This is a genomic window from Halomonas sp. DP5Y7-2 (genome assembly GCF_019802025.1).
Lineage (GTDB): Bacteria > Pseudomonadota > Gammaproteobacteria > Pseudomonadales > Halomonadaceae > Halomonas > Halomonas litopenaei_A.
Window position 1 is genome coordinate 55,517 of sequence record NZ_JAHVHY010000003.1, and the last position, 26,409, is coordinate 81,925.

Genomic DNA, 26,409 nt, shown 5'->3' on the forward strand with positions numbered 1-26,409 from the left:
TCTTGATATGCCCATCTTCCAGACAACCATAGTACATCCATCCTCCAAATCATCGATTTCACGTCATATCAAAGCGTATAGGCCATGGGGGCCAATCGCCGTGCCCAAAGCCGAGTCAAACAAAGCGACATGACGATCATTACGCCAATTTACGCAATTTGTCGTTACAGTCATCGAAACTCCGCACGTACACCGACGTCATTACGGAAATCAAGATATCACAAGTGCCAACAGCTCCCTTTTCCATCTAAACTCATGCCGCATTTCTTCACAAAAAAGGCACCCGCAGGTTCAACACCCCTGGCCGTCAATTCCCCTAGAGAAGGGTACGTTCTCCTTAGCCCCTTTAGAAAGAGAGCAACTCGTTTGCGGAGAAATAGCATAGGAGATATTCAGCGATGGCACGCACACTGGCAATTGAGGCCAAGGATCTTTCCAAAACGTTCCACCCACGAAAGCCTAGCAAGGGGATAAGGCAAACATTAAGCGACTTGGTAGTGCCCCGCTATTCAGATATTCAAGCACTTCGTGGCATCCATATGACAATCGAGTATGGACGTTGCGTTGGCCTGTTGGGCGCCAACGGTGCGGGAAAATCAACGCTAGTAAAGCTCATGTGTGGTATCCAAACCCCTACTTCGGGAACGTTGAGCGTGCTGGGCGAAAGGCCCAATCGGCGCAGCCATTCATTTCTGCGTCGACTTGGCGTCGTTTTCGGCCACAAAAGCTCGCTATGGTGGGACCTGCCCGTCGCTGATAGTTTGGACGCTTACGCTAGAATCTATCGTCTCGATCGCGCAGCCTACCGGTCAGAGCGAGCCCAGCTGGTGGAGTGTCTCAACATCGGACATGTCATCGACAAGCCCGTGAGAGTTTTGTCGTTAGGAGAACGGGTCAAGTCTGAACTGGTAGCCTCATTAATTCACCGCCCCACGTTGGTTTTTCTCGATGAGCCGACCATTGGACTTGACGTAGCAGCGCGTTACGAACTTCGTGAGTATCTCAAACAACGTACTCAAAGCGGCCATCTCACCTCAATCATCACCAGCCATGATATGAATGATATCGAAACCTGCTGTCAGGAGGTTGTTCTCATCGATGGGGGTCGAGTACTTCATCAAGGCAGCATTACATCGCTGAAAAAAGCGCTGGGAACCGGTAGTTCCATCTCGATCATTTTACCTGACAGGCCTTTTACCTCACAGGACGGTGATCGCCTCCGTCAGCTACATGCTCCACAGAGCATGAGGAGCATCACCCTGACCACATCGGGCGCCCTCCATATCGTCGCCCCAGACCATGACAGCCAGCAGAGAATCCTCGCTGATGTATATGCCTTCTATCCAAACTCTTCGATACAGGTCAGTGATGCTCCCTTGGAAGATGCGATACTCCAGCACTTCCTCTCTTCGGAAACCCCTGAAAGAAGATCTCGGCCATGAGCCTCCGGCTTCATGAACAGCCAAGCGCCTTCGCAGGTTATGCGAGAATGGCGTTGCTTAGCTGCTACCGGGACCGGGGACTCATATTCAGCGATCTGATCCTAGCAACGCTAGCGCCTTATCTCGTTCAGGCGATAATCTGGCTATCTATCTATCGAGGCTCGGATCACCATCTCATTGCTGGTTACTCACTTACCGAACTACTCTTTTACTATGCGTTTGCCATCGCCATATCAAGGCTCAATAACGGCTACGACATCATCTTCGATCTCTCGGAGCGAGTCACCTCTTCGAGCCTGGACCCGGCACTGGTCAAACCAACGCCCTATCCATTGCAACGTCTTTACGACTGGATCGGTGCCACGACCCTCTACATCATCCCACTAGGGATCGTCCTATCCATCCAAATATTTACGGCTGGCACGGCGGGGGCTCCCCTGCTGTCCGTCGGATCCGGCTACACGATCGCCTGCTTCGTCGTGCTTTCAAACAGCGTGATACTTGCCTTCCTGGTAGCGATGTCGCTCGCCATAGCATGCTTCTGGGTCGTAAAGTCTGACATGCTGCTGACACTACTGCTGGCCTTGCAGGCATTTCTTGGAGGAACATTGCTCCCGCCAGAGTTCTGGCCGGACTGGGCCGAGCCCATCCTGAGCTACAACCCCTTTCGGTTTATGATCGCCGCACCTGCAGAGCTGCTGGCACGGGACAGGTCGGACGTCCTCGCCTGGCTGCTCTGCGGAGGACTCTTCTATACGCTACTGTTCGCGCTTCTGGTGATCTGGCTATGGCAACGGGCCATGAGGAGATACGAGGGAGTTGGCGGATGAATGACGATGCCAGAGAAAGCGCCATCGTGCTAAAGGACATGCTCAAGCTAAGCGCACTATCACAGCTTCGCTATCCTGCCAATATCGTAGGCTTCGTGCTCATTTCGCTATTTATCTTTGGTTTCCGTTTTTTGTTCATCGATTCACTGTTCGAGCACTCACATCAGATTGGCGGCTGGAGCGAGCTGGAAATGACCACGCTTGTGATAATGACGATTGATATCTCACTGCTGACCGCTCCGTTCTATGCCTCTATCAACCGCTTCTTCCTGCTCGTTGCAAAAGGTGAAATCGAACCGTTCTTGATGCGCCCCCTCTCTATTCCTTGTCTTATGGCATTGCGCTGGATGCAACCAGCGGGCTTCGTCTTAATGCTACTGCTTACTCCGTTGTGTTACTGGTCTCTCAACAACCCTCCTACCTTGTCTCATCTACAGATTCTCGCCACGCTTTGTGCTGCAACACTATCGGTTATTGGCAATCTATTGGTACTGACACTCTTGCACCTCATCACTTTCATCATTCAGCGCTCGGTCGATGCTGACTTCATCTATTCGGAGCTATATCGTTTTGCACTAATTCCTCCCAGCGTCTTCTCACGCCGCATGGGCGGTCACGTACTCTTGCTGGTGCCGCTTTTGCTCTCTGCCTCAGCACCTGCTGCCATCTTGGCGCGCGGGGACTATCTTTGGCTTGGCTGGCAGGCCGTTGGTGTAGCGATCACGGCCTGCATCGTAGCAATCGCCTTTCGAGCGGCATATCGCCGCTTTGATGGTCTAGGAGGCTAGAAAGTGATTCTTCGTAGATCCGCGTGACATTCACGCAAGCTCAGCCAGCCGGCGCTATCGTGACAAGCATCCCCATAATGATAAAGCCCCCAACCAGATGGCCGGGGGCTTTCCTTAAGCGCCTCAGTTGCGAGCATTGGCGCGGTCATAGGGCGGAGGCGACCGCCCGGATGCAGCGTCGTCCGTCGACGACTCGCCTTACTTTACGTCAAGGCGGCTACTGAACAAAGCCCTTGCCGGTGAAAGTCCCGTTTTCCACGGTCATTTCCTGGACCACGCCAGGCACGTCACCGTTATCGTCAAAGTCCTGGGTGCCAGAAGCACCTTCATAGTTGATCTCGGTGCCGGCGGCGATCAGCTCCACCGCTTTCTCCCACTCACCCGGCAGGATGACTTCGCCCGGAGGCGACGACACGCTGCGCAGCGCGGCCGATACGCCCTCGCGCTCGGCGCTGCCATTCTGCTGAATCGCAAGCCCCAGCAGGAAGGCGGCGTCGTAGGCCTGGGCGGCAAATACCGCGGTGGGGTCAATGCCGGCGTTATTGGCCAATTCGGTGAAGATCTCGGTGCCAGGCAGGTCAGGACTTCCTGGCCGCGTCGCGATCATGCCGTCGAGTACATCGGCACCGATGGCCTCGACCAGGCTGTCGCCCACCATGCCGTCGGCCCCGACGTACTGTGTGAACATGCCGCTCTCGTAGGCCTGACGCACCACGGTCTGACCCGACGTATCGGCGTAGGCCAGCACGACCAGAGTCTGTGCACCTGTCGCCGACAGCGTGCCCAGTTCGCTGCGATAGTCTGCCCGGTTGTCTTCATGGGCCAGGTTTTCCAGCACGCTGCCGCCGCCACCTTCAAATGCGGAGCTGAACGCATCGGAAAGACCACGACCGTAGTCGTTGTTGACGTAGGTGACCGCTACTTCCTCGATTCCCTTGTCGAGCAGCAGCTTGGCCAGCATTTCTCCCTGGAAGGCATCGGACGGCACGGTGCGGAACACCAGGTCGTTGTCGTCCAGGTCGGTGACTGCTGGCGCCGTGGAGGCCGGCGATACCATGGTCACCCCGCCGGGGATACCGGCATTATTGGCCGCGGCAATCGTCGCCCCGGTGCACAGAGCACCGACAATGGCGGTCACCTGTTCGGTGTTGACCATGCGGTCCGCTGCGTTGGAGGCGGCCGATGCATCACCACAGGTGGTATCACCGGTCGGCATGACCACTTCCTGGCCATCGAGGATGCCGCCCTGGTTGTTGATGTGGTCCACGGCGAGCTGGGCGCCGTCATAGATGGGGGGCGTCAGACTCTCGATACCGCCGGTGAAACCACCGAGAAATCCGATCTTGACCTCTGCGTGGGCCATGGAACCGACCGCCAGGGTGGTAGCGGCCACCGCGGTCGCCAGTACGCGCTTTTTCATGATTGTTGGTCTCGCTCTGGTTGTCCTGAGATGAAGCTGGAAGCGCAGCGACATGGATTGCACGCCTGGCCCCAGAGTCTTCATACCTCCAATCTGGAAGGAAGGCATTAAAAACTCAAGTCTGCCTTGCCAACGCTGTGGATGGATGACGACCCAGCCAGCGTCACCACACTGGCATCTTGGCGATCACTTCTATACTCATGAGTCGTGCGCCCTAGGCTCGACAGGCACCAAGCACGCAGCCAGGCGCGCTATTCCGACCACAAGGAGTCCGTCATGCCTCGAATTTCCCGTCTCACCCCACCCTTGATCAGCGTTTCCATGCTCCTGGCGGCGACGTCAGTTGTCGCGGGGGAAAACGTTGACTATCAGGTCGACGGAGAGTCCTTTCAGGGGTACTTCGCCCCCGCCAGCCCTGACTCGTCCAGCGCCAAGGGCAGCGTGCTGATCATCCACGACTGGGATGGCCTGACCGACTATGAGAAGCGCCGCGCCGACATGCTGGCCGAGGACGGCTATGACGCCTTCGCCATCGACCTTTACGGCAAGGGCAACCGTCCCGCCGAGATCGACGCCCGCAAGGCCGAGATGGCAGCGCTGTATGACGACCGCGAGCGCATGCGGGGCCTGACCCTGGCGGGGCTGGCCAAGGCGCGGGACGAAGGTGCGGCAACCGATACCGTGGTCATGGGCTACTGCTTCGGTGGTGCCGTGGTGCTCGAGATGGCCCGCGCTAATCCCGATGACGCCATTCACGGTTTTGCCAGCTTTCATGGCGGTCTCGACACCCCCGAGGGCCAGGGCTACTCCGCCGACACCCCGCCGCTGCTGATCGCCCATGGCGGCGCCGATGCCTCCATCAGCATGGATCAGGTGGCCGCCCTATCGCAGGAACTGGAAGCCGCCGGCGCCCCCTACGAGATTCAGGTGTATTCTGGTGCACCCCATGCCTTCACCGTGTTCGACAGCGAGCGTTACCAGCAGCGGGCTGACGAGGCATCCTGGGCCGCCTTCCACGACCTGCTCTCGCGGACATTGAGCAATGGCCAAGGCAACAGCGAAGGGTAAGGCGCACACGGTAAGGTTCAGCAGCGAAAAACGGGGCTGCCCAATTCACGTCGCCGAGCGCTTGGGGTCCCAGGGATGAAAACGCGGCAGACGTTTTTTCGATAGAATCCGCATCCATCATGTCGATCGCCTGATAGGAACGGCCCAACGAGACTATCTTGCTAGGCCGTTCCGGGCGCCGATGCTCGATTCACCTTGAGGAGGCAGGCGGGTGTCGCCTCCCCCTTCCCTGGAGACGTTTCATGTCCCACACCAGCAGCTCCCCCGGCCTCTGGCGGCGCATTCCGCTGTGGCAGAAGATCCTTGTTGGTCTCGCCCTGGGCGTCCTCGTCGGCACCCTGATGGGCGAAAGTGCCAGCGTGTTCAAGCCCATCGGCGATATCTTCATCAGCGCCATCAAGATGCTGATCGTTCCGCTGGTGTTCTCCACCCTGGTGGTCGGGATCACCGCCATGCGTGATCCCCAGAAGATGGGACGCATTGGCGCCCGGACCATTGGCCTGTATCTGCTGACGACGGCCTTTGCCATCGCCATCGGCCTGGCTGCCTCCTGGCTGTTCGATCCTGGGGTCGGCCTGGACATGTCCTTCGAGGCGAACCCTGAAGCGGCCAAGGAAGCGCCCAGCCTGATCCAGATTCTGGTCGGTCTGGTGCCCCAGAATCCCGTTGACGCCCTGGCCAGCGGCAATATTCTGCAGATCATCGTATTTGCCATCGGCCTCGGTGTGTCGCTGACCCTGATAGGGGAAAAAGGCGAGCCGGTGGTCAAGGTGTTCGAAAGCTTCGCCGAGGCCATGGTCAAGCTGACCAGCCTGGTGATGGCGCTGGCGCCCTTCGGCGTGTTCGGCCTGATCGCCCATGTCGCCGGCAGCTACGGCGCTGAGGTCCTGCTGCCGCTGGTCAAGGTGATCGGCGTGGCTTACCTTGCCAGCGTGGTCCATGTGCTGGTGGTCTACTCGGGACTGCTGTCGCTGCTGGGCCGTCTCAACCCGATGCGCTATCTGCAGGGCATACTCGACGCCCTGGTGGTGGCCTATTCCTCGGCGTCTTCTTCCGGCACGCTGCCGGTGTCGCTGCGCTGTGCGACCAAGAACCTGGGGGTCTCGGAGGGGGTTGCCGGCTTCGTACTGCCGGTGGGCGCGACCATCAACATGGACGGTACCGCCATCTATCAAGGGGTGGTCGCGGTGTTCATCGCTCAGCTGATCGGCGTGGACTTGAGCCTGGCAGACTACGGCATGATCATCGTCACCGGCACCCTGGCCTCCATTGGCACCGCCGGCGTGCCTGGCGCTGGCCTGGTCATGCTGTCCATCGTCATGGCCCAGATCGGCCTGCCCCTAGAGGCTCTGGCAGTGGTGGCAGGCGTCGACCGAATCCTCGACATGGCCCGTACCAGCGTCAATGTGGCGGGGGACCTGATGGTCACCACCCTGGTCGGCAAGAGCGAAGGCGAGCTCGACGAGGACGTCTACAACGCCGCCAACAAGACCTGAGCGTCGCCATAACCTGCTACGCTGACAGTAACCACACAGCGTCAGGACAGGGACGATGCAGCTCACTCGACTATCCGGCAGTCGGCTCGAGATCGGGCGAGAACATGGCCGTCAGCATCGCGAGGCGATCCTCGCCAGTATCGATGTGTATGATCGCCTGTTCCACGATCTGGCAGGACTGAGATGGCATGAAGCCCGGCGCGATGCCGAGCGCTTCATGCCGATGATCGAGTCACGCTTTCCCGCGATCCTCGAGGAAATGGATGGCATTGCCCAGGGGATCGGGGGAGAGCTGACAGATGTCCTGACCCTCAACTGTCGCAGCGAGATTTCGCTGACCCGTGCCAGCGGCGGCTGTTCGGCCTTCAGCCTGGCCCGGGGGGGACATCAATGGCTGGCCCAGAACTGGGACTGGCGCGCTGACCAACTCGACCACCTGGTCGTGCTGGATGTTCAGGCGCCGGGGGTACCTGCCTTCATCAGCATTGGTGAAGCTGGCATGGTCGCCAAGATCGGTCTCAACACTCAGGGCATCGGCGTCGGCCTCAATGCCATTCGCTCAGCCACCTGTGGCGAGGGACTGCCCATCCACCTGGCGCTGCGCAAGATGCTCGAGAGCGAAGACTTCGACAATGCCCTGGCCGTGGCCCAGGACGGCGTCTGCGCCCCGGCTCACCTGCTGCTGGCCGACGGCGATGGTCGCGCCCTGGGGCTTGAAGTTCATCCGGGCCCGCCGGGGCAGCTGTCTCCTCGCCGCGGTGTCATCACCCACACCAATCACCTGGTCAGCGATGCCGCGACCCACTGGGTCGAGGACTTTCCCAAGCCCGACTCCTGGTCCCGCTTGACCCGCCTTGATCAGCAGATCGACCACCTGGTAGCAGCGCAGCCGTCTGCCGATGACGATGCGCCAGGGCTCGATCCCGATCGTCTGTTTGACCTGCTGGGCGACCACTCCCCGGGGGAAGAAAGCCTGTGTCGCCACTTCGACCCCAGCGTGCCCGAGGCCGAGCGAATGGAAACCCTGTTCAGCGTGGTCATGGACCTGACCGACAAGGTGCTGTGGCTTCGTCATGGCAAGCCATGTCAGCCGCTGGCGTCCATGCAGTTGGCACCCCGTTCGCACTGAGCCGCTGCGATACTGCGCCGGGCAGACACTTCACGAAACAGATGCCTCACTTACCAGAAGCCCCCTTGCCAAGCTCACCCTTCAGATACTGTTCGGTGGTCAGCAGAAACAGTCGCCGAAATAGCTCGTGAATGGCCTCTTCGCGGCGCATGGCGGCGAGCTCTGGATCGGTGTCTGCGTTCGCCATCTCCTTGGGGTACTCCCAGGCCATACGCATGGAGCCGGAGCTGACGTCGAAGATTTCCAGCGTCGGATTGGCGCCGTGAAGTGCAGTCTTGATGCGATAGGACATGACGACCTCCTGCAGACGGACAACTCAAAACAATGAGAATCATTACTGTTTGCAATATGGTCGTGTTCTCAAAGACTGTCAAGAAAGCCCTGATCTCCGTCCTGCCCACCGCCAGCAGTGAGCGATCACAACCCCCTCGCTGCTGATGGCCCCGCCATCCAAAGTCAACGCCATCCAAGGACAACGTCATCTAACGCCGCCATCCTGGGTCTCTCCCCCGGCTCTGCCATCGCCCACTCCAGCTGTGCTGAACCCACTGCCAGCTAACAGGCAAGGGAGATAGGCTTGTGCAAGGGAATGAGCATTGATATCTTATGCGAAGAATTATCATTTACAACGTATGAGATGATGAAACACCCCTTGAGACCCAGTACCACGCCCAGCCCCGCCCGGGAGTCTGCCGCCACGTCACGTCAGGTGACCGTGACCGACGACTATGTCTCGGCTGAGCGCCTGCTGGGTGCTGATGGTCGGTTGTTTATCGTTCTGGACGGGCGCCACTACCAGCTCACCAGGACACGTAACAACAAGTTGATCCTGACCTTGTAACGACCGAAGCCGCCAAGGCGGCGTAATACCGTTCACACATCGACTCACCCATTTCTCTATCCGCTATCTGCCAGCCAGGGCCATCGCCCAAGCCAGCAAACTGACCAGGAAAGCCCATGAAACTTGTCTCGACGGGCGCTGGCTGGCTCCCCGTGCTCTTGCTGGCACCTACGCTTGCCCTCGCCGACAGCGCCGACGCGCCCACGCCGACCCGATCACCGCTATCGGCTCAGCCTCTCGTTTCCCCAACGAGTGGCAACGGGGAGGATCACCCTGCCTTCGATCCCATGGTAGTCACCGGTACGCGCCTGCCTGGCGACGTCCACCGGGCGCCGATGATCATTGACGTGATCGAGCGCGATGACCCGGCACTGTCGACGGCAACCCGCTGGGAAGACGTCATTGCACAGCAGCCGGGCGTTCATGTTGCCGGGAGCGGCCGCCGCAACGGCCAGTTCCTGACCATGCGAGGCTTCGATGAAAACGGCGTTCAGATCCGGCTGGATGGGGTGCGCCAGGACATCGATACCGGCCATATTGGCAACGTCTTTCTCGATCCCGGGCTGATCCAGCAGGTACAGATTGCCCGTGGCTCACTGTCCAGCCTGTATGGGGGCAACGCCATGGGGGGTGTGGTCAGCGTCACCACCGTCGACGCCGAGGACCTGCTCGCACCAGGGGAGGACAGCGGCGCTCGGCTGTCGGTCTCCGGCGCCACGGCCTCCCATGAGCTGGGCTCTCAGCTAACCCTGTTTGGACGGCAGGGTAGTGGTACAGGAGCGCGTCAGGGGCTGGTAGCCATCGGCTATTCCGACTCTGGCGACATTCGCCGTGCCGGCGGCCAGCAGGCAGAAGAAGATGCCGACTTGACCAGCCTGTTGGCCAAGGGCAGTTGGCAGTTTGCCGACCACCAGGAGCTGTCCGCCAGCTGGCAGCATTACGACGAGGACAGCCGCCAGCCATCGAATCCGCAGGTCATCGATCCTGACCCCAGCAATCCACTGATCGACCGTGAGGTCACCAGTGACAACGCCCAGCTGGCCCACCGCTGGACACCCAGCGAGACAAGCTTCCTCGAAACACGCCTCAGCCTCAGCCGCCAGGACATCGATGACGAAAGTGATCGTACCCTTGAGCGCTATGGCATCCAGAGCGATGGCGTGCACCACCTGAGCCATGGATGGCTCGATCAAACCCTGGCCTTTGGCATCGAGTTCGAGCGCGCCGAACAGGACCCGTCAGGCGGTGCGACGGGCTTCCCCGATGCCGATATCGATACGTCGTCGGTCTATCTCGACGATACCTTGACGGTCGGACGCTATGTGCACGACGGCGGCATAGGACAGTTCGATCTGGGCCTGGGCCTGCGCTACGACAGCTATGACGCCGAGGATAATGCTGGCCGAGATAGCGACGAAGACGAGCTTTCCCCCAAGGTTCGTCTGTCCTGGCGCCCGACCGACGCCTGGGTGATCTATACCGGCTATGCCGAGGCCTTCCGCGCCCCGACACTCAATGAGCTGTATGCCAACGATCGCCACTTCGCGGGCTTTTGCGGTGGTCCTTTCTTCTGCGTACCCGACAATTTCTGGATTCCCAATCCCGACCTGGACCCTGAGACCAGCGATACCTGGGAGACCGGCTTTGGCTGGCAGCAGGGAGACTGGTCGGTGCGCGGTAGCTATTTCGATATCAAGGCCGACGACTTCATCGATACCAGCGTCGACCTGTTCGCCGGGACTACCCAGGCCGTCAACGTCTCCCGCGCGCACCTGTGGGGCTACGACCTGAGACTGGGCTATCAGCCCAGCGCCCTGCCGCCCCTGGACACCTTTGTGTCGGTATCACGCGTTTCGGGCAAGGACCGTGATAGCGGCGAAGACCTGGAGCGCCAGACGCCGCTGGAGGCCACCCTCGGCGCCGACTGGCACTTTTCCGATGCTGACCTGACGGTCGGCTGGCGAGGCCGCTTTGCCCGTGACTTCGATGACACCGGAGACGGCAGTCGCCTGCCTGGCTATGGGCTCAACGACCTGCAGCTGGCCTGGCAGCCAAGTCACGCGATATCGACCTCGCTGCGTCTGGCCAACGTCGCCGACCAGCAGTGGTATCGCCCCGACGGCAGTCTCGGCGACGGCCGCAGCCTGCTCGCCAATATCAGCTATCAGTGGTAGGAGATGCGCCATGAGTGATGATCAACGCAACGCCATTCTCGATGCCTTCCGCGCACTGCGAGAGACCAACCCACGCACCCCGGCGATCAGTATGGCGGAGTGTATCGGCGTCAGCGAAGGCGCCCTGCAAGCCTCGCGTCTGGGCGAGGACGTCATGACCCTGCCCTACGCTGCGACCACCGTCGCCGGAATGCTGCACACCCTGGGCCCGGTCAAGGCGTTGACCCGCTCCCGTCTCGCGGTACTGGAACAGACCGGCGAGTACCCCCGCTTGCAGGGCGGCCCCCATGCGGGACTGCTGTTGGCGCCGCGTGGCCTCGACCTGCGCTTGATCTTCTCCCGCTGGCACTGGGCCTGCCTGATTCGTGATGAACTGCCGGAGGGTGAGCGCTGGAGCCTGCAGGTATTCGACCAATCCGGCCACGCCGTGCACAAGGCCTTCTCGGTCAGCGAACGTCATCTCTCGCGCTGGCAGGAGATATGGGAAGAAGGCACCAGCGACGCTCCCTGCTTCGTCGACGAAGCGACACCCAGCGCGAGCGAGATCCCGGCGGCCGCGCGCGAGGGCCTCAAGCAGGACTGGGGCAGCATGACCGATGTGCACCAGTTCTTTGCCTTGTTGCGTCGTCACCACCTCAGCCGCCTTGATGCCAACCGCCTGATGGAAGGGGAATTTACCCAGGCGCTGCCAACATCCAGCGTCGCTAGCCTGCTCGACCTGGCAGCGGCTGAAGCGCTGCCGCTCATGCTGTTCGTCAGTAGCCGTGGCTGTGTGCAGATTCGCACCGGGGATATTGTGCCCCCCCAACGCATGCGAGGCTGGCTGAACCTGTTCATGGATGACGCCACCCTGCACCTGAACGACACCTGCATCGACCAGGTCTGGACGGTGCACAAGCCCAACCGGGACGGCGGTGTGACGAGTCTCGAAGCCTTTGACCAGCACGGTGAACTGGCCCTGCAGATCTACGCCGAGCGCAGTGAAGGTGAGCCCGAATCTCGCCTGTGGCGCACCCTGCTCGATCGACTTGTCCATCACCAGGCCGCCTGAAGGAGCGCATCATGTTGACGCTTGTCCTGCCCCGGCGATTCTGCACCCTGCTAAGCGCAGCCCTGGTGTGTTGGCTTGGCGCCTTCAGCCAGGCCAAGGCGGAGGCCCCCGCCACCTTGGTGCTGGGAGGTGATGTGGCGGAAATCGTGGCGGCGCTGGGTGCCGGGGCGTCGATCATCGCTCGGGACGACACTGTCAGCTACCCACCCGCCCTCGCCGACCTGCCATCGGTGGGCTACCTGCGCAGGCTATCGGCGGAGAGCGTGCTCGGTCTTGGCGCCCAGCGCATCATCGCGGCACATGCCGCCGGCCCCGAGCAGGCCCTGGCTCAGCTCGACGCCAGCGGTGTCGAACTGATCCGCGTACCCGGCGAGCAGGGACTTGCCGGTATCGCCCACAAGGTAGACACCATCGCCACGGCGCTGTCCCGGGAGGAGCAGGGTCAACAGCTGACCCAGCAACTCGACAAGGACCTTGAACAACTGGCGGCGCTGCCGCCATTAAGTGGTCTCAAGGTGATGTTTCTACTGCATCACGGCGGCATGACACCCATGGTCGGTGGCCACGATACCCTGGCCCAGACACTGATCGAGGCGCTCGGCGCCACCAATGCCTTCGCCGCCATGTCCGGCTACAAGCCGGTCTCGGCGGAAGGCATTATCCCTGCCGCGCCGGATGTGGTCATCGTGCCCCAGGCGGGGCTCGATGCGCTGGGCGGCGACGAAGGACTATGGGAACTGCCGGGGCTCGCACAGACACCGGCCGGGCGTCAGCACCACCTCGTCGCCATCGACAGCAGTGCGCTGCTGTCGATGGGGCCGCGCACCCCTGCGGCGCTAGTGCAACTGCACGGCGCGCTTGAGTCACTCACGCCAGACCACCAGCCATGAGATCCATACCCTGGCGTACCGTCACCGGTGGTCATCGCAAGTCAGCGGTGACATCGGCCAGGAGCACCGCTGCCGTCACCCCGGCCCCGGCCGCCAGCGCGCCTCAACCAGGACCCCATAGAAACCCGCACCGGGCCATCACCGGCCTGGCCCTGGCCGTGCTGCTGGCCTTGGTGATCTTCTCCTGTACCGGCCCACTGGGGCTGTCACTGGACCAGCTGATACCTGCCGTCGATCAGCAGGCCCTGACCATCTGGTGGCAGCTACGGCTACCCCGGCTGCTGCTCGGGCTGGGGGTGGGCATGCTGCTGGCGGGAAGCGGCGCGGCGATGCAGGGCCTGTTTCGCAACCCCTTGGCAGATCCGACATTGCTCGGCATGGCCAGCGGCGCGGGGCTGGCGGTGTCGCTATGGATCGTGTTGCTGGAGGCTGACGGCTCGCCCTTTGGCCTCTATGGCCATTGCATCGCGGGCTTTGTCGGTGCCTTCACCGTCGGCCTTCTGGTCTTCGCCATCAGTCAGCGTGGGTTGATGGGCGCGGCCTCCAGCAGTGCCCTGTTCACCCTGCTGCTGGCGGGCCTGGCGATCAACACCCTGGCCGCCGCCGGAGGCGGCGTGCTGGCCTTTATCGCCAACGATGAACAGCTTCGGCAGTTGAGCCTGTGGGGCATGGGCAGTCTGGCCAATGCCTTGTGGCCAGCGGTCATTGGCCTGTGGCTGGTGGCGCCGGTCGTCATCATCATCCTTCTCAGAAGCGCCCGTGATCTGGACCTGTTGCAGCTGGGGGATATCACCGCTCACGCCGCTGGACTCGACAGTTCGCGCCTGCGTCGGCGGGTGGTGGTGGCCACCGCGCTGGGCGTCGGAGCCAGCGTGGCGCTGGCCGGCATCATCGGCTTCATCGGCCTGTTGATCCCCCACTGCCTGCGGCTGTGGCTGGGCCCAGGCCACCGGCTGTTGATTCCGGCCTCGATGCTGGGGGGCGCGCTGCTGCTTATCGTGTCCGACGGACTCGCGCGGGGACTGGCCAATCCGGCCGAAATTCCGGTAGGCCTGCTGACCAGCCTGATCGGCGGCCCTTACTTTCTCTGGCTACTGATCCGGGAGCGCCCCTCATGCTGACACTGCATGCTGCCAGCCTGACCACACCGCCACTGGTGGAACGCATCAGTGACAGCGTCGCCAGCGGTGACTTTCTGGCCATTCTTGGGCCCAATGGCGCGGGCAAGAGCACCCTGCTGGGGCTGTTAAGCGGTTTTCGCAAGCCTGCCCAGGGCAGCGTGACACTGGATCAGCGCCCGCTGGATGACTGGCACCCCCACGACTTGGCCCAGCGTCGCGCCCTGGTGGCCCAGCAGGAAAGCCCGGTGTTTGCCTGGCGGGTGGATCAGCTGGCCGCCCTTGGCGCCCAATGTGACGAAGATGAGGTCGCGCGATGGCTCGAACGACTCGAGCTGAGCGACCTGGCACAGCGCAATGTGCAGACGCTGTCTGGCGGGGAGCGGCAGAGAGTGATGATTGCCCGCGCCCTGTGCCAGTTGGCGGGCCCCAGTCAGGGCACTCGCTACCTGCTGCTGGATGAACCCACCAGCGCATTGGACATTGGCCAGAGCCAGGCGCTGATGCGCTGCCTGGAGCGGCTGACGCAACAGCAGGACCTGGCGGTGATCTGCGTGCTGCACGACCTCAACCTGGCCAATGCCTACGCCGACCGGGTGTGGCTGATGGACAGGGGCACTCGCATTGCCAGTGGCACACCGTCGGAGGTGTTGCGGGCAGACGCCCTGTCAGAGCTCTACCGCGCCGAGCTGGATGAACTGGACCATAGTGGGGGCCACTGGCTGGCGCTCAAGCACTGACGTTGCACCGGGCACTCAGGGAGCCAACAGGCCGCTGATGGCCACCCCGGTATGCATCACGTGATCGTGCATGCGCCGTCGCGCAAGATCCGGATCACGTGCGTGAAGCGCGTCGAGGATCGCGCGGTGCTCGTCGGTGGATTCCTGCCAGCGGCCAAGCTTATCCAGGGCGAGGTAGCGCGCCCGCTCCAGGCGACCGAGCAGGCGCTGATGGGTCTCCACCAGCACCGGGTTACGCGCCGCCGCGACCAGCAGTGCATGGATGCGGGTGTTGGTCGCGAAGTAGCCGTCCCGGTCCCCCTTGGCATGCTGCTTCTCTAGACGCTCCTGCAGGTTGGTCAGGCGCTTGAGCTCGGTCGCCGTCATGCGCAGGGCGGCCAGCTCGACGGCCATGGCTTCAAGCCCGGCTTCGACCTCGAACAGATGACGTAACTCGGCGCCGTCCAGCCGGGTCACCAGCGCATTACGATTACGCCGCAAGGTCACCAGTCCCTCACCGGCCAGCTGGTTCAAGGCATCGCGCAGCGGCGTGCGCGAGATACCCAGGCGACGGCACAGCGCAGGCTCCAGCAGGCGCTCACCCGGCGCCAGCTCGCCCTGAACAATCAGCCCCTTGAGCAGTTCGTAGGCTTCATCCGCCAACGATGGCGCCTGTATCCTGCGCCGGTGAAGCGCGCTTGAGCGTGCTGGCGCGGTGGAGCTGTCATCCTGGGTCGCATCCATTGACCGATGTCCGAAGCAGGTGGAGAGATTGGCCGAGCGAGGAGTATAGCGAGCGACCCGACGCCAAGGCGAATGACGTCAGGGCGCCCGAGGGGCTGCTGGAAGGCAGCCGCAGTGCTGCGCGCCCAGTCAGGCTGTCACGTCGGCTGCCGTCCGATCAGAGCCGTCATCGCGTCACCGAGCCCGAGGCTGGCCTTGCTCGGCGGCGGGGCATAGCTACCTGCCTTGGCGACACCACCCTTGCCCCGACCAAGCTCGACCAGCGCCTGGGCCTGGACGATGGCACAGCTCACTCCATCCAGGGCCGGCACAGGCAGTCGGTCGGCGACGTCGCGGGCCAGTCCGGCCAGCGGGGCGCCCGCCAGTATCAGGACATCGGCACCGTCGTCCCTGACCGCCCGTTCCGCCAGCTCGATCAGGCGCGTGCCCTGATCCAGCTGCACGTTGCCGATATCCGGCAGCGGCTGGTCCAGAGCGCGGATGCTGGCCAGCCGCGAAGACAGGCCGTGGCTCTCCACGGTCTCGCGATACCAGGCCTGAATGCGCTGGGAAATGGCGATGATGGAGAAGCGCCCCCCCAGCTGGCAGGCGCTCATCAATGCCGCCTCGGTCAATCCCACCACGGGCACTGGCAGCGCTTCACGCAAGGCGGCAAGCCCCGGATCACCAAAGGCCGCCACCACCACGGCGTCGTGGCCAGGGTAGCGCTCGGCGGCAACTCCCAGGGTCGCATAGCCGCCAATCAAGGCCTCTGCACGGGTTTCGATATAGGCCACGCCGAAGGGCGCGGTGGCCATGCTGAGCTGGGCGCCAGCCCGCAGGCTGAGGCGTGCTTCTCGCTCGATCAGCGTCGTGACGCTCTCGGAGATGTTGGGGTTGATGACCAGCAGTTTCATAGCAGTCTCTTGTTGTTGTCACGCATGGCCATGGCCACAGCGATCACCGGCAAGGGTGACCCAGCGTGGCCCTAGGCCGGTCAATAGCCCAGCGTTCGCGGCAGCCAGGTCACCAGGGAGGGGAAGGCGATGCAGGCCACCAGGACGACGTATTGAAAGACGATGAAAGGCCAGGCGCTCTTCATCAGCTCGTGCAGACTGATCTTGGAAATGCCGCACATCACGAACAGCAGCACGCCCACCGGTGGCGTCATCATGCCTACCACCAGGTTCATCACGAACAGAAAGCCGAACAGCAGCGGGTCGATACCGTAGGACAGGGCGATGGGCGCCAGCAGCGGTACCAGCATGATGTAGGCGGCGTTGGACTCGACGAACATGCCGACCAGGATCAATAGCCCCATCACCAGCAGCAGGAACATCAGCGGGTCGCTGGTCAGCCCCTGCAGCGCGCTGGTCAGGCGCATCGGCACCAGATCAATGGTGAAGGCGAAGGTCATGGTCGAGGCAAAGGCGATCAGCGCTCCCACCATGGCTGCCGTTACCGCGGCGTTGAACATGGCCTTGGGCAGATGCGACAGGCGTAGCTGTCGGGTGACGAAGAAGCCGATGAGCAGGGCGTAGAGCACCGCAATGCCGGCTCCTTCGGTGGGAGTGAAGGCGCCGGCCACGATGCCGCCCACCACCACGATCGGCATCAACAGGATGGGCAGCGCCCGCCAGGTCTGCACCAGCACATGTCGCAGGCCGATGACTCCCCCCGCCAGCGGATAGCCCCGACGCATCGACAGCCAGCTGGCCAGGCCCATGAATCCCAGCGCCAGCACGACGCCAGGCACGATACCGGCCATGAACAGCCCGCCCACCGAGACGCTGGAGCCCGCCATCAAGGCGTAGACGATCATCGCGTTGCTGGGGGGAATGATGGCGCCGAGATTGGCCGCCGAGGCGACCACCGCACTGCTGTAACCCGTGTCGTACTGCTGGCGCATGGACGGCACCAGCGAGCTGCCCAGGGCGCTGGCACTGGCGACCGCGGCGCCACTGACCGCTGCCAGTACCATACCGGCCACGATGGCCACATGGGCCAGACCGCCGTGCACCCGGCCAATCAGTGAGTTGGCGAAATCGACCAGGCGCTGGAGGATGCCTGCAGCAACCATCAGCTCCCCTGCCAGCATGAACAGCGGAATCGCCATCAGCGGAAAGCTGTCCACCGAATGCATCATGCGCTGGGGCAGCACCGCCAGGTCCATGCCGCCCACCAGCAGTCCCACCAACGAGGCCAGCCCCAGGGCAAAGGCCAGCGGCATCCGCAGTAGCGCGAGCAGCGCAAAACTCACCAGAATCGCGGTCGTCATGGGCGCGTCTCCTGATTCGGATCAGCCGATGAGCGCTGCCCATCGATCACCTGCGAGGGCTGCTCCGGCGACGCCCCTGGCAGCGCCTGCAGGGGCGTCAGTTCCAGTACCTGAGCCAGCAGGTGCAAGGCACAGTGGATCGCCGAGACCAGCACCGCGACGTAGAACACGGCTGCCGTGACCGGCATGGTGGGCATCAGCTGAGGCCACTTGTCGATCACGGCTCCCAGACTGACCACCCCTAGCACCACCATCAGCAGCACGCCGAGGGCGGCCATCAGCCGGCCCAGCCGGCGCTGTGCGCCGGTGGGGAGGTGGCTGACCAGGGCGTCGATGCCGACATGCACGCCGCGCGGGATTCCATGGGGTATGGCCAGAAAGATCGCCCAGACAAAACACAGTCGCGACAGTTCATCGGCGGAGTCGATACTGGTGCCCAGCAGGTAGCGTGCCACCACCTGGGCACACACCAGGATCGTCATCAGCCCCATGGTCAACAGGATGGCGTAGTAGGAGCCCCGATCCATCCAGGCCAGCAGTTGCAGCAAGTGGCGACGGCCGGATGCATGGGCGTGGGCCTCCGGACGTTGCCAGGCCCGTGTCATGCCCCCAGCTCCTCGATGACCTTGTCGACCAGCTCGGCGCCGATCTTGTCTCTCAACTCGTCGACTACGCCCTGGCTCGCTTCGCGCAATTGCTCACGGGTCTCGTCGCTGATGGGAGTGAACTGCATGCCCCGCTCGATCAAGGTCTCACGGGCCTGGTCGTCTTCTGCCGCGGCGGTTTCACGCTGCCAGGCGACCGCCTCGTCCATGGCGCTCATCAGCATCTCGCGCTGGTCGTCGCTGAGGCCCTCGACCTTGTCACGGTTGGCGACCACCACGATGTAGTCATAGAAGTGTCCGGTGTCGGACAGGTAGGACTGGACCTCGTCCAGACGCTTGGTCTCGATAATGCTGTAGGGGTTTTCCTGACCGTCGAGCACGCCCTGCTGCAGGGCACCGTAGACTTCCTTGATGTCCATCGACACCGGGTTGGCCCCGATAGCACGGAAGGTATCCAGATGCGTCTGATTGGGCTGCAGGCGAATCTTCAGCTCGGCAAAGTCATCGATGGAGGTCAGTGGGTGCGCGTTGTTGGTGACATGGCGAAAACCAAGCTCCATGTAACCCAGCGCCACGAAACCCGCCTCAGCCAACTTCTCGTTGAGCAGGTCTCCGACCTCACCGTCGATCAGGGCAAAGGCATCCTCGCGGCTGTCGAAGGCAAAGGGCAGGCTCAGGGCCTCAAGTTCCGGCACAGTCCGCGACAGATACGAGATACCGATCCAGCTGCCCATGATGGCGCCGGAGCTGACCTGATCAAGGTTCTCTCCGGCACCCCCTAGCTGCATGTTGGGAAACAGCTGGGCCGTCAATTCGCCATCGCTCTGCTCAGCCAGGTTTTCGGCAAAGCGCTCCATGGCGCGGCTACTGGAGTGGTCGGTGGCAAAGTTACCGCCGAAACGCAGGTTGTCGGCCTGGGCCAGCAAGGGTGTGCACAGTCCCAGCGCGAGTGCGCCAGCGGTCATCAGGGGGGAGCGGAAGATCATCGACATCAGGCAATCCTTTTTATTGGCGTTATTGGCGTCATGCACAAGCACGCTAGCGAAGCAGAGCCACCAGGCAGGCCCACCATGGAGCCTCCCGAGCGACCATGCTTTGACCTTAGTCGAATGTTTTTGAAAATTCCAAATCTTGAATACTATTTTTTTATATTTCTATATTTTTCAATTAATTACTGTTTTAAAAAATTAACGACCGCACAGAACGACCCGGTTCACGGACGCCAAAGGGCCGCCATCCCGCAGACCGAAGAGACCGTCTGCAGGAGGCAGGGCGAACGGAGGGGGCGAACGGAGCTGGCCGTGAGGAGCTGGCCGTGAGGAACCAGGAGAGGAACCAGGAAATAGGAGCAGAAAGAGACAAGAAAACAGCGGACGCGCGACGACCGCGCTCAGGGGCTGGCGGGCAGGCCTTGCAGGATGGCCTGGCCTGTCTTGCGCATATGCAGGCTCAGCGCCTCCGACAGTGCCTGGGCGTCCCGCGCTTCAAGGGCCTCGACAAAGTAGGTGTGCTCCCTGGCGGATTCTTCCCAGCGGGCCGAATCCAGATTGGCCACGTAGCGTGCGCGGGTGATGCGCAGCGTCAGCGACTGCTCAAGATCCTTCAGCACGCGGTTACCCGACAGCTCGGCCAGGCGAGCGTGGATCTGCTGGTTCAGGGCAAAGTACTGCGGACGACGGTTGGCGTTGAAGTGTTCCATCATCTCATCATGCAGCGCACGCACCTGTGCGATGTCCGTATCGCTGGCGCGCACCACCAGCAGGTTGCCCGCCAGGGATTCCAGCGCCGCCATCACTTCGAACAGGTCCCTCACTTCCTCCCTGTCCACCGTGGTCACCCGGGCGCCTCGATGGGGCAGCATCTCGACCAGTCCTTCACTTGCCAGCACCTTGAGCGCCTGTCGCAGTGGGGTTGGTGACACCCCGAACGCCTCGCACAAGGACTTCTCGGCAATGCGACTGCCCGGCGCCAGCTCGCCTTCCATGACCATGTCACGCAGGCGCTCTGCAACGGCCTCGTACAGGCTGGAACGCTTGAGTGGTGCGGCTCTTGGCGCCGACAGCACCTCCTTTTTCGCGGGCTCGTTCATGCTTGCTCCTTGCATTGACAGCGGTCGACGTCACACATCACTTACGCCAGGACATCGCAGTGTACTTGCAAAAACTTGGCGTTGTGCAATGCTGAAAAGGTCGTAGAAATTTGGAATTCCGAATTCCTTAATGACTCTGAGTGTAGCATGTCGCGTCCTGACGGGAGCGCAACGCCAGATGCCAGACCGCATCCGCTGCTGCACGACAATAACAACACCTGGCAATCGCCACTCCCGGCAAGGAACCACCGCCCATGCACCGCACACTCCTGGGGATGCTGACCCCGTCGTCGAATACCGTACTGGAACCCTATACCAGCGCGATTCTTCACGACCTGATGCCCCATGTCAGCGCGCACTTTCAGCGCTTCACGGTCAAGGAAATCTCGCTGAGCGAAGCGGCTCTCGCTCAGTTCGACCCACAGCCGCAGCTGGACGCCGCCCGCCTTCTGCATGACGCCCACATGGACGTCATCGCCTGGAACGGCACGTCATCAAGCTGGCTGGGCTTCGACGCCGATCGTCGGCTATGCGAGGCCATCACCCATGCCACCGGCGTTGCGGCAACGAGCAGCGTGCTGGCACTCAACGAGGTGCTCCAGCGCACCGGCGTCACGCGGCTAGGCCTCGTCACCCCCTACCTGGACGATATCCAGGCGGCGATCGTCGCCAACTATCGGCAGGAAGGCATCGAGGTGGTCGCCGAACGCCACTTGAACGATCGCGGCAACTTCTCGTTTTCCGAGTACAGCGAAGACACCCTTGCCGACATGGTGCGCGACGTCGCCAGGGCCAAGCCCGATGCCATCACCATTCTCTGCACCAATCTGCGTGGTGCCGGCATTGTCGAAGCGCTGGAGGCCGAGATCGGCATTCCGATCTATGACTCGGTCAGCGTCACGGTATGGAAATGCCTGGCGCTGGCTGGCCGCAACCCCGCCGACATCCGCGGCTGGGGCCAGCTGTTCCACGACCCTCGACTGCGCTGACGCCCGTCCTGCGAACCACCCAACACCCTATCCAACAACAACATTGAGGTGCTCCGATGATGACGTTTCCCCTGGCAACACGAACCGGCCGGTTGGCGCTTGGTGCGCTCGTCGCCGCCCCCCTATGGATCGCCACCAGTCAGGCTCAGGCCGACACCCTGCTGCGTGTCGCCGGCAACTTTTCCGGCAACAAGCTTCACGTCGACAGCGTGGAACGCCCCTTCTTCGCCGAGCTGGACGCGCGTGACGACCTGACGGTCAGCTACAACCCGATGGATGCCATCGGAGTGGAGGCCGCCGACGCCCTGCGCAACATCCGCTCAGGCGCCTTTGACGTGATGTCGGTGCAGATCGGCATGGCCTCACGAGACGAGCCGTTCTTCGAAGGTATCGACCTGGCCGGCGTCACCGCCGATCTGGACCAGCAACGCGAGGCGGTGGACGCCTTCCGTGCCGACTTCGACGCCCGCCTGCAGGAACGCTTCAACGCCAAGCTGATGACATTGTGGCCATTCGGCCCGCAAATGATGTTCTGCAATGGCGACATCGACAGCGCCGACGACCTGGCTGGCAAGAAGGTGCGGGTATTCACCCCGTCGATGTCACGCCTGGTGGAAGGGCTCGGCGCGGTGCCGGTGACGCTGCAATTCAGCGAGGTCTACCTGGCCCTCCAGCGCGGCGTGGCCGACTGTGGCGTCACCGCACCCTCCGCCGGGAGCAACGGCAAATGGCCAGAGGTGACCGACCACTTCGTGCCGCTGCCGCTGTCCTACTCGGTCCAGGGGCATTTCATGAACCTGGATACCTGGAACGGCTTCGACGCCGAGCAGCAGGCTTCCCTGACCGAGGCCTTCGCCCGCCTGGAGGACCAGATGTGGGAGCTGGCCTATAGCGTCAATGACGATGCCATCGCCTGCAACACCGGCCAGCCGAGCTGCGAAAATCACACCGCCTACGACATGACCCTGGTGGAGATCGACGAGGACTCCCGCACGCGTATCGAGCAGATCACCACCGAGGCGGTACTGCCGGTGTGGGCGGACACCTGTGATGCGCGCTACCCCGAATGTACTGCGCTCTGGAACGCAAGCGTTGGCGAGGTCACCGGACTGACCGCTGAAGCCCCCTGACGCCGTCTCGTCATTGTCCTTTCCTGGTGGTGGGGCCGCCTGGCGGCCCCCAAGGAGCTCCCATGCCTCACCTTCGTCATGCTGATGCGCCAGCGTCGGACAGGTCCCAGGGCCTCGATGCACGCCTTGCCCGCCTGTCTCGTGGTGCCGCCCTGGCGGCCGGATACGGTGCCTTGGTGTTATCCGGACTGATCACCTTCGAGGTGCTGGCCCGTAAGTTCTTCGCCTTCTCGCTACAAGGGGTCGATGAGATAGGCGGCTATGTGCTGGCCATCGGCGTCGCCGCCAGTTTCGCCTTTGCCCTGACCCAGCGTGCTCACACCCGGGTCGACGTGCTGTTGACCCGGCTGCCCCAGGGCATGCGGGCGCTGCTCAACGCCGTCGCGCAGCTGCTGTTATGTGGCTTTTCGCTGTTCATGCTGTGGCGCGGGGCCGCTACCCTGGGCGAAACCATCGAGTTCTCGAGCCTCGCCAGTACACCGCTGCAGACGCCGCTGTGGATTCCGCAGTCGCTGTGGCTCATCGGGCTCTCGATCTTCGCCCTGGTCACGCTGCGCGCCGCCGGAAAGGCGCTGTCCCAGCTGTGTCGCGGACGCTTCTCTCAGCTGAATGCGGACTGCGACCCGCCCAGCGCCGATGACGAGCTCGACCAGGCGAAGCGCCACTACGTGGACGCTGGGTCCGCACGCAGTGTCGCCGCAGCAGGACAGGCTCGGCACAAAGGGCATTCCCCCCAGATCCATGACCGGGGGACACCGTCATGATATCCATCACCGAAGTGCTGCTGGGCTTTGCCCTGATGATCACCATGATGGCAGTAGGTATCCATGTCGCCGTGGCCATCTTTGTCACCGCTGCCCTCGGTGCCCTGCTCTACCTGGGCACCCCGCTCCTCTATTCCTTCGGCGATCTGCTCTGGGGCACCCTCAACGACTTTATTCTTACCGCGATTCCGCTGTTCATCCTGCTGGGAGAACTGTTGTTGCGTGCGGGCATTACCGAACGCATGTACTCGGCCTTGTCGGTATGGCTCAACCGTCTGCCCGGAGGCCTGCTCCACACCAATATCGGCGCCTCTTCCGTGTTTGCCGCGATGTCCGGCTCGTCGGTGGCGACCGCAGCCACCATCGGCACCGTGGCGCTACCGGCCTTCAATGAGCGCGGCTACAGCGAGCGACTAGCGCTGGGCACCCTGGCGGCCGGGGCAACGCTGGGCATCCTGATTCCTCCCAGCATCAACATGATCATCTACGGGGCCATCACCAATACCTCCATCGGCGCCCTGTTCATTGCCGGTATCGTGCCGGGACTCGCCCTGGCCGCCGCCTTCATGCTGGTGATCATGGGCATCAGCCTGCTGCGTCCTGGCGTGGCAGGCAGCCGCGAGGAACGGGTGCCGCTGGCCCAGCGGCTACGCTCGCTGGTCGATCTACTGCCGCCGGCCTTCGTCTTTGCCATCGTCATCGGCAGCATCTACAGCGGCTGGGCGACCCCCACCGAGGCGGCCGCCCTGGGGGTCATCGCGGCCCTCGTACTGGCAGCGATCAATCGCAAGCTATCGCTCACCATGCTGCACGAGTGCTTTCTCTCGATGGCCCGTACCACCGCCATGATCATGCTGATCATCGCTGCGGCCTTCTTTCTCAACTACATCGTCGGCATCCTGGGCATTCCCTTCGCCCTGACCCAATGGGTGTCTGAGCTAGGTCTGACCTCGCTTGGGCTGATCCTGGCCCTGGTGGTGTTCTACCTGGTACTGGGCTGCTTCCTCGAGACGCTATCGATGATGATCGCCACCGTGCCCATCGTGGTGCCCATGGTGGTGCAGTTCGGGATCGACCCGGTGTGGTTTGGCGTCTTTCTGGTGATCATGATGGAAATCTCGCTGATCACTCCGCCCATCGGCATGAACCTCTACGTGGTGCAGGGAGTGCGCGGGCGCGGCTCCATCGTCGACGTGATGCTGGGCAGCCTGCCCTTCCTGGCCGTCATGCTCGGCTTTGTTGCCCTGATCACCGCCTGGCCGGCCATCGTGCTGTGGTTGCCAGGGGTGATGGGGTAGCGTTTTACACCAACAACAATGACCTTTGCCGACCCCGTCGGCCTCGGGAGAACGCAAGATGCAACGCCTCGATACCTTGATCACCAATGCCAACGTGATCACCGCCGCCGACCGTTTCAGCGCCGATATCGGCATTCGCGACGGACGCATCGTCGCCCTGGGCGAAGGGCTCGCCGCCACCGCTGAGGTGACCGGTGACACCATCGATGCTGCCGGGCTGTGGGTCATGCCTGGCGGCATCGACGCCCACTGCCACCTGGCCCAGCCCCTGGGCGACGGCGCGGTAATGGCCGATGGCTTCGCGTCGGGAACTCGCTCGGCCGCGGCGGGCGGGACCACCACGGTGATTCCCTTCGCCGCCCAGTTCAAGGGCCAGTCGCTGCGTGCCGCGGTGGACGACTATCACCGAGAGAGCGATGGCCAGGCGATGATCGACTACGCCTTTCACATGATCGTCACCGACCCCAGCGAGACGGTACTGCGCGACGAGCTGCCGGCGCTGATCAAGGAAGGCTACAGCTCCTTCAAGATCTACCTGACCTACGATGATCTGAAGCTCAACGACCGCGAAGTGCTGGAAGTGCTGGCGCTGGCCCGTCGCGAGGGCGCCATGGTGATGGTGCATGCCGAGAATGCCGACTGCATCGCCTATTTGACCGAGCTGCTGGAGGCCCAGGGCCATACCGCCCCGCGCTATCATGCCGAGGCCCACTCTTCCATTGCCGAGCGTGAGGCCACCCACCGCGCGATTTCCCTGGCGGAGCTGATCGACGTCCCGGTGCTGATCGTGCACGTCTCCGGCCCCCAGGCCATCGAGCAGATCCGCTGGGCCCAGAGCCGAGGCCTCAGGGTCTATGGCGAGACCTGCCCCCAGTATCTGATGTTGACCGCCGACGACCTGGACCAGGATGGCTTCGAGGGCGCCAAGTGCGTGTGCAGCCCACCACCGCGCGACCCAGCCGCACAGCAGGCGGTATGGGAGGCGCTGGAAAGCGGGGTCTTTCAGGTTTTTTCCTCGGACCACGCGCCCTTCCGCTACGAGGACGACAAGGGCAAGAAGCTGAACGGCGAGGATGCCAGCTTTTCCTGCATTCCCAACGGTATTCCCGGGCTCGAGACGCGCCTGTCGATCCTGTTTTCCGAGGGCGTCATCAAGCAGCGCATCGACGCCACCCGCTTCGTCGCGCTGACCGCCACCAACCCGGCCAAGATCTATGGACTGTATCCGCGCAAGGGCACCATCGCCGTGGGCAGTGACGCCGACCTGACCCTGTGGGATCCCGATGCCCGCGTCACCGTTCGCAACGCCGACCTGCACCACGCCGTGGACTACACCCCTTACGAGGGGCTCGAACTCACCGGCAAGGTCGTCATGACATTGAGCCGAGGCCGGATCGTGGCCCGCGATGGCAAACCCTGTGGCCCACCGGATGGCGGCGAGTTCCTGCGCTGCGACACTCCCACCCCGGCGCGACCCAGAGGCCAGGCCAAGGGGTTTTGAGGGGGACGCGAAGCAACAGCCCTGGGCGTGTAGATGCGCTCCCGGGGCCTGTCACCGCTGCCGCAC

Annotated in this window: 25 protein-coding genes; 17 read left to right on the forward strand and 8 right to left on the reverse strand. The window is 62.6% G+C overall.

All coding sequences use genetic code 11. The features are described from left to right. Nucleotides 1–398 precede the first annotated feature (398 nt). Genes KUW18_RS03875 through KUW18_RS03885 form a run of 3 tightly spaced genes read left to right on the forward strand, consistent with a single transcriptional unit; the run spans nt 399 to nt 3,060 of the window. Nucleotides 399–1,442 carry an ATP-binding cassette domain-containing protein gene (locus KUW18_RS03875; RefSeq protein WP_222560839.1) on the forward strand — a complete coding sequence of 348 codons (1,044 nt, stop codon included), beginning with the start codon at nt 399–401 and terminating at the stop codon, nt 1,440–1,442. Continuing rightward, a complete protein-coding gene (locus KUW18_RS03880; RefSeq protein ID WP_222560840.1) occupies nt 1,439–2,272 on the forward strand; it encodes an ABC-2 family transporter protein in 834 nt (277 codons plus the stop codon). Before KUW18_RS03875 ends, KUW18_RS03880 begins: the two co-directional genes overlap by 4 nt. Continuing rightward, a complete protein-coding gene (locus tag KUW18_RS03885) occupies nt 2,269–3,060 on the forward strand; it encodes an ABC-2 family transporter protein (RefSeq protein ID WP_222560841.1) in 792 nt (263 codons plus the stop codon). Before KUW18_RS03880 ends, KUW18_RS03885 begins: the two co-directional genes overlap by 4 nt. A 217-nt stretch (nt 3,061–3,277) precedes the next feature. Here KUW18_RS03885 and KUW18_RS03890 read toward each other — a convergent pair whose 3' ends face one another. Further along, on the reverse strand, nt 3,278–4,483 hold the full coding sequence (locus KUW18_RS03890; protein WP_222561035.1) for an ABC transporter substrate-binding protein: 1,206 nt from the start codon (nt 4,481–4,483) through the stop codon (nt 3,278–3,280). 273 nt (nt 4,484–4,756) lie between these two features. Between KUW18_RS03890 and KUW18_RS03895 the strand changes: the two genes are divergently transcribed. From KUW18_RS03895 to KUW18_RS03905, 3 genes are all read left to right on the forward strand, one after another. Continuing rightward, nucleotides 4,757–5,548, forward strand: coding sequence for a dienelactone hydrolase family protein (locus KUW18_RS03895; RefSeq protein ID WP_206943853.1), 792 nt, complete (start codon nt 4,757–4,759; stop codon nt 5,546–5,548). A gap of 242 nt (nt 5,549–5,790) precedes the next feature. Continuing rightward, nucleotides 5,791–7,044, forward strand: a complete 1,254-nt coding sequence (locus KUW18_RS03900; protein WP_222560842.1) for a dicarboxylate/amino acid:cation symporter — start codon at nt 5,791–5,793, stop codon at nt 7,042–7,044. Nucleotides 7,045–7,099: 55 nt separating this feature from the next. Continuing rightward, on the forward strand, nt 7,100–8,173 hold the full coding sequence (locus tag KUW18_RS03905; RefSeq protein ID WP_222560843.1) for a C45 family autoproteolytic acyltransferase/hydolase: 1,074 nt from the start codon (nt 7,100–7,102) through the stop codon (nt 8,171–8,173). A 46-nt stretch (nt 8,174–8,219) separates the two neighbouring features. On the opposite strand, the gene KUW18_RS03910 is transcribed toward KUW18_RS03905, so the two are convergent. Beyond that, nucleotides 8,220–8,465: a hypothetical protein gene (locus KUW18_RS03910; protein WP_206943848.1), complete on the reverse strand. Its 246-nt coding sequence runs from the start codon at nt 8,463–8,465 to the stop codon at nt 8,220–8,222. A 360-nt stretch (nt 8,466–8,825) separates the two neighbouring features. Here KUW18_RS03910 and hemP point away from each other — a divergent pair, with 360 nt between their 5' ends. From hemP to KUW18_RS03940, 6 genes are all read left to right on the forward strand, one after another. Further along, entirely contained in the window at nt 8,826–9,014 is a 189-nt protein-coding gene (gene hemP, locus KUW18_RS03915; protein WP_206943846.1) for a hemin uptake protein HemP, read from the forward strand. 116 nt (nt 9,015–9,130) lie between these two features. Then, nucleotides 9,131–11,188 carry a TonB-dependent receptor domain-containing protein gene (locus tag KUW18_RS03920; RefSeq protein ID WP_261389595.1) on the forward strand — a complete coding sequence of 686 codons (2,058 nt, stop codon included), beginning with the start codon at nt 9,131–9,133 and terminating at the stop codon, nt 11,186–11,188. A gap of 10 nt (nt 11,189–11,198) precedes the next feature. Next, nucleotides 11,199–12,239 (forward strand): ChuX/HutX family heme-like substrate-binding protein, encoded by a 1,041-nt coding sequence (locus KUW18_RS03925; protein WP_206943844.1) that lies wholly within the window; start codon nt 11,199–11,201, stop codon nt 12,237–12,239. Nucleotides 12,240–12,250: 11 nt separating this feature from the next. Next, on the forward strand, nt 12,251–13,129 hold the full coding sequence (locus KUW18_RS03930; protein ID WP_222560844.1) for a hemin ABC transporter substrate-binding protein: 879 nt from the start codon (nt 12,251–12,253) through the stop codon (nt 13,127–13,129). Beyond that, the gene (locus KUW18_RS03935; RefSeq protein ID WP_222560845.1) at nt 13,126–14,250 is read left to right on the forward strand and encodes a FecCD family ABC transporter permease; all 1,125 of its coding nucleotides are present in this window, start codon (nt 13,126–13,128) and stop codon (nt 14,248–14,250) included. The genes KUW18_RS03930 and KUW18_RS03935 overlap by 4 nt, the downstream gene beginning before the upstream one ends. Then, nucleotides 14,244–14,987 (forward strand): ABC transporter ATP-binding protein, encoded by a 744-nt coding sequence (locus KUW18_RS03940; protein ID WP_222560846.1) that lies wholly within the window; start codon nt 14,244–14,246, stop codon nt 14,985–14,987. The genes KUW18_RS03935 and KUW18_RS03940 overlap by 7 nt, the downstream gene beginning before the upstream one ends. Nucleotides 14,988–15,002: 15 nt before the next feature. On the opposite strand, the gene KUW18_RS03945 is transcribed toward KUW18_RS03940, so the two are convergent. From KUW18_RS03945 to KUW18_RS03970, 6 genes are all read right to left on the reverse strand, one after another. Continuing rightward, nucleotides 15,003–15,710: a GntR family transcriptional regulator gene (locus KUW18_RS03945; protein ID WP_222162456.1), complete on the reverse strand. Its 708-nt coding sequence runs from the start codon at nt 15,708–15,710 to the stop codon at nt 15,003–15,005. Nucleotides 15,711–15,847: 137 nt separating this feature from the next. Then, nucleotides 15,848–16,606 (reverse strand): aspartate/glutamate racemase family protein, encoded by a 759-nt coding sequence (locus KUW18_RS03950; RefSeq protein ID WP_206943838.1) that lies wholly within the window; start codon nt 16,604–16,606, stop codon nt 15,848–15,850. A gap of 80 nt (nt 16,607–16,686) precedes the next feature. Continuing rightward, on the reverse strand, nt 16,687–17,967 hold the full coding sequence (locus KUW18_RS03955) for a TRAP transporter large permease (RefSeq protein WP_206943837.1): 1,281 nt from the start codon (nt 17,965–17,967) through the stop codon (nt 16,687–16,689). Continuing rightward, on the reverse strand, nt 17,964–18,572 hold the full coding sequence (locus KUW18_RS03960; protein ID WP_222162454.1) for a TRAP transporter small permease: 609 nt from the start codon (nt 18,570–18,572) through the stop codon (nt 17,964–17,966). The genes KUW18_RS03955 and KUW18_RS03960 overlap by 4 nt, the downstream gene beginning before the upstream one ends. After that, a complete protein-coding gene (locus KUW18_RS03965) occupies nt 18,569–19,564 on the reverse strand; it encodes a TRAP transporter substrate-binding protein (RefSeq protein ID WP_206943835.1) in 996 nt (331 codons plus the stop codon). Before KUW18_RS03965 ends, KUW18_RS03960 begins: the two co-directional genes overlap by 4 nt. Before the next feature lie 398 nt (nt 19,565–19,962). Next, nucleotides 19,963–20,661 (reverse strand): GntR family transcriptional regulator, encoded by a 699-nt coding sequence (locus KUW18_RS03970; protein ID WP_206943834.1) that lies wholly within the window; start codon nt 20,659–20,661, stop codon nt 19,963–19,965. Nucleotides 20,662–20,915: 254 nt separating this feature from the next. On the opposite strand from KUW18_RS03970, the gene KUW18_RS03975 reads away from it, so the two are divergent. The 5 genes from KUW18_RS03975 to hydA all read left to right on the forward strand — a co-directional run bounded on the left by KUW18_RS03975 (nt 20,916) and on the right by hydA (nt 26,343). Beyond that, nucleotides 20,916–21,650, forward strand: a complete 735-nt coding sequence (locus KUW18_RS03975) for an aspartate/glutamate racemase family protein (RefSeq protein WP_222162453.1) — start codon at nt 20,916–20,918, stop codon at nt 21,648–21,650. A gap of 56 nt (nt 21,651–21,706) precedes the next feature. Further along, entirely contained in the window at nt 21,707–22,780 is a 1,074-nt protein-coding gene (locus KUW18_RS03980; RefSeq protein ID WP_206943831.1) for a TRAP transporter substrate-binding protein, read from the forward strand. Nucleotides 22,781–22,842: 62 nt separating this feature from the next. Next, nucleotides 22,843–23,544 (forward strand): TRAP transporter small permease subunit, encoded by a 702-nt coding sequence (locus KUW18_RS03985; RefSeq protein WP_222560847.1) that lies wholly within the window; start codon nt 22,843–22,845, stop codon nt 23,542–23,544. Continuing rightward, nucleotides 23,541–24,842: a TRAP transporter large permease gene (locus KUW18_RS03990; RefSeq protein WP_222560848.1), complete on the forward strand. Its 1,302-nt coding sequence runs from the start codon at nt 23,541–23,543 to the stop codon at nt 24,840–24,842. The genes KUW18_RS03985 and KUW18_RS03990 overlap by 4 nt, the downstream gene beginning before the upstream one ends. 58 nt (nt 24,843–24,900) lie before the next feature. Further along, nucleotides 24,901–26,343: a dihydropyrimidinase gene (gene hydA, locus KUW18_RS03995; RefSeq protein WP_222162450.1), complete on the forward strand. Its 1,443-nt coding sequence runs from the start codon at nt 24,901–24,903 to the stop codon at nt 26,341–26,343. Nucleotides 26,344–26,409: the final 66 nt, after the last annotated feature.

Bases quoted from the DNA above. Each gene is read 5' to 3' on its own strand.
- KUW18_RS03935 (WP_222560845.1), top strand. From the start codon at position 13,126: ATGAGATCCATACCCTGGCGTACCGTCACCGGTGGTCATCGCAAGTCA.
- KUW18_RS03930 (WP_222560844.1), top strand. From the start codon at position 12,251: ATGTTGACGCTTGTCCTGCCCCGGCGATTCTGCACCCTGCTAAGCGCA.
- KUW18_RS03905 (WP_222560843.1), top strand. From the start codon at position 7,100: ATGCAGCTCACTCGACTATCCGGCAGTCGGCTCGAGATCGGGCGAGAA.
- KUW18_RS03880 (WP_222560840.1), top strand. From the start codon at position 1,439: ATGAGCCTCCGGCTTCATGAACAGCCAAGCGCCTTCGCAGGTTATGCG.
- hydA (WP_222162450.1), top strand. From the start codon at position 24,901: ATGCAACGCCTCGATACCTTGATCACCAATGCCAACGTGATCACCGCC.
- KUW18_RS03925 (WP_206943844.1), top strand. From the start codon at position 11,199: ATGAGTGATGATCAACGCAACGCCATTCTCGATGCCTTCCGCGCACTG.
- KUW18_RS03985 (WP_222560847.1), top strand. From the start codon at position 22,843: ATGCCTCACCTTCGTCATGCTGATGCGCCAGCGTCGGACAGGTCCCAG.
- KUW18_RS03875 (WP_222560839.1), top strand. From the start codon at position 399: ATGGCACGCACACTGGCAATTGAGGCCAAGGATCTTTCCAAAACGTTC.
- KUW18_RS03980 (WP_206943831.1), top strand. From the start codon at position 21,707: ATGATGACGTTTCCCCTGGCAACACGAACCGGCCGGTTGGCGCTTGGT.
- KUW18_RS03900 (WP_222560842.1), top strand. From the start codon at position 5,791: ATGTCCCACACCAGCAGCTCCCCCGGCCTCTGGCGGCGCATTCCGCTG.
- KUW18_RS03910 (WP_206943848.1), bottom strand. From the start codon at position 8,465: ATGTCCTATCGCATCAAGACTGCACTTCACGGCGCCAATCCGACGCTG.
- KUW18_RS03940 (WP_222560846.1), top strand. From the start codon at position 14,244: ATGCTGACACTGCATGCTGCCAGCCTGACCACACCGCCACTGGTGGAA.
- KUW18_RS03960 (WP_222162454.1), bottom strand. From the start codon at position 18,572: ATGACACGGGCCTGGCAACGTCCGGAGGCCCACGCCCATGCATCCGGC.
- KUW18_RS03975 (WP_222162453.1), top strand. From the start codon at position 20,916: ATGCACCGCACACTCCTGGGGATGCTGACCCCGTCGTCGAATACCGTA.
- KUW18_RS03945 (WP_222162456.1), bottom strand. From the start codon at position 15,710: ATGGATGCGACCCAGGATGACAGCTCCACCGCGCCAGCACGCTCAAGC.
- KUW18_RS03950 (WP_206943838.1), bottom strand. From the start codon at position 16,606: ATGAAACTGCTGGTCATCAACCCCAACATCTCCGAGAGCGTCACGACG.
- KUW18_RS03885 (WP_222560841.1), top strand. From the start codon at position 2,269: ATGAATGACGATGCCAGAGAAAGCGCCATCGTGCTAAAGGACATGCTC.
- KUW18_RS03965 (WP_206943835.1), bottom strand. From the start codon at position 19,564: ATGTCGATGATCTTCCGCTCCCCCCTGATGACCGCTGGCGCACTCGCG.
- KUW18_RS03895 (WP_206943853.1), top strand. From the start codon at position 4,757: ATGCCTCGAATTTCCCGTCTCACCCCACCCTTGATCAGCGTTTCCATG.
- KUW18_RS03970 (WP_206943834.1), bottom strand. From the start codon at position 20,661: ATGAACGAGCCCGCGAAAAAGGAGGTGCTGTCGGCGCCAAGAGCCGCA.
- KUW18_RS03920 (WP_261389595.1), top strand. From the start codon at position 9,131: ATGAAACTTGTCTCGACGGGCGCTGGCTGGCTCCCCGTGCTCTTGCTG.
- KUW18_RS03990 (WP_222560848.1), top strand. From the start codon at position 23,541: ATGATATCCATCACCGAAGTGCTGCTGGGCTTTGCCCTGATGATCACC.
- KUW18_RS03955 (WP_206943837.1), bottom strand. From the start codon at position 17,967: ATGACGACCGCGATTCTGGTGAGTTTTGCGCTGCTCGCGCTACTGCGG.